This window comes from Pseudomonas sp. KCJK9058, assembly GCF_046230975.1.
In the GTDB taxonomy this organism is placed as follows: domain Bacteria; phylum Pseudomonadota; class Gammaproteobacteria; order Pseudomonadales; family Pseudomonadaceae; genus Aquipseudomonas; species Aquipseudomonas alloputida.
Genome location: NZ_JBJJLR010000109.1, coordinates 1 through 1,270 on the forward strand (window position 1 = coordinate 1; position 1,270 = coordinate 1,270).

A 1,270-nucleotide genomic window follows, 5' to 3' on the forward strand; every position below is an offset into this window, starting at 1 on the left:
CGCCGCCAAACTGGACAGCTATCACACATAACGAAGTAGCCACCCCCCAACCAACCGTAGAGTTCACAGTGCTGCTGCCTGCATTCAGGCTAGGCGTAAGTGAATGGTCAGGAAGCTTGAGTTCCCTCCGTGACGACCAAGGAATGGACGTATTCCCAATCACTCCAACCGGACACATCGTAGACGCTGGCCTAATCCTGCATTTCGAGAACACGGTTGCCAACCAAAATCATGTCTCACTGCATCTAGCTTACAGCGCCAATCAAGGCCTGGACGAAGACAATGAGATCCTGTCAACTTTTCGCCTGGAGCGCTGATCATGGCAACTATCTGGATATTCAATTCAACGTCATACTCCGGACACCCCCCAGCAATTGGGGGGCAATTGGCAAACGTATCCGAGAATACCTTGTGCCTGAGAAACCCATGGATAACAGATTCCGTGTTTATGGGAAAACTATACTGCGCAATGACGATCACACTGCTGATAGGCACTTACCCTTATCTACCCCCTACCATCTCGAAACTTTACAACGAAGACATTTTATTGATGCTTTTATTAGTAATAACCCCCTTCGTGTTTACTCCTTTCCTAGCTTATCGAATTTTCTTTATAAAGGGCTTATCAACCATTTGCCTCAACCGATCAACCCAAAAAATCTACTACCAACGTTTGAGCAAGGGATTTGTGTTTGAATGGGCTAACACCGGAGGTGGCATCTTCAAACGCACCGAGTACGGCGGCTCATCATTCAGCACCAGCTATGCCCTCGCCTTCGCCCCCCGCCGCGAAGACGGCAGCCTGCATCAAAAAGACTGCCTCTGGGTCGACAGCAACGAACCCACCGAACCCGGCGTCAAACATGTCGCCGAAGTGTGGGAATACCTGCGCCACTTCATGGATCACGGCCCGGACAAACTCCCCCCGCCCGGTGAACCCAACTGGTGGCACAAGCCACTCCACGCCATCTGCCTGACCCCGGCAGAAGCCTGGCGCCACTATGCCCCCTGGCGAACCGGCGAGCCCGGTGAAATGCAGGGCAAAAAGAACTGGCAATTGCCGTTCTGGGCCGTGCTGTTTCCCTACAACCTCTCCGTCGCACTCTGCTGGTATGGCATCTGCCGCCTGTTCAACGTCCGAGCAGCGCCACCGCCTCCCGAAGCATTTGAGGAGGCCCCAGCGCATTCAACCCAAAGGAAACGCACATGAGCGACACCTCTGTCAGCAGCGCTACCTCCGGACCCTGCCTGCAGCTAACGCGTATCCATC

1 protein-coding gene and 1 pseudogene are annotated in these 1,270 nt (G+C 53.7%); both read left to right on the top strand.

Going from position 1 to position 1,270, the window contains the following annotated elements; all coding sequences use genetic code 11:
* Window positions 1–317, top strand: a pseudogene (locus ACK59Z_RS25785) (hypothetical protein); the annotation flags it as partial.
* Window positions 318–319: 2 nt separating this feature from the next.
* Window positions 320–1,210 (top strand): hypothetical protein, encoded by an 891-nt coding sequence (locus ACK59Z_RS25790; RefSeq protein ID WP_108190675.1) that lies wholly within the window; start codon window positions 320–322, stop codon window positions 1,208–1,210.
* Window positions 1,211–1,270 lie beyond the last annotated feature (60 nt).

Coding starts and splice junctions, on each gene's coding strand:
- ACK59Z_RS25790 (WP_108190675.1), top strand. CDS start 320: ATGGCAACTATCTGGATATTCAATTCAACGTCATACTCCGGACACCCC.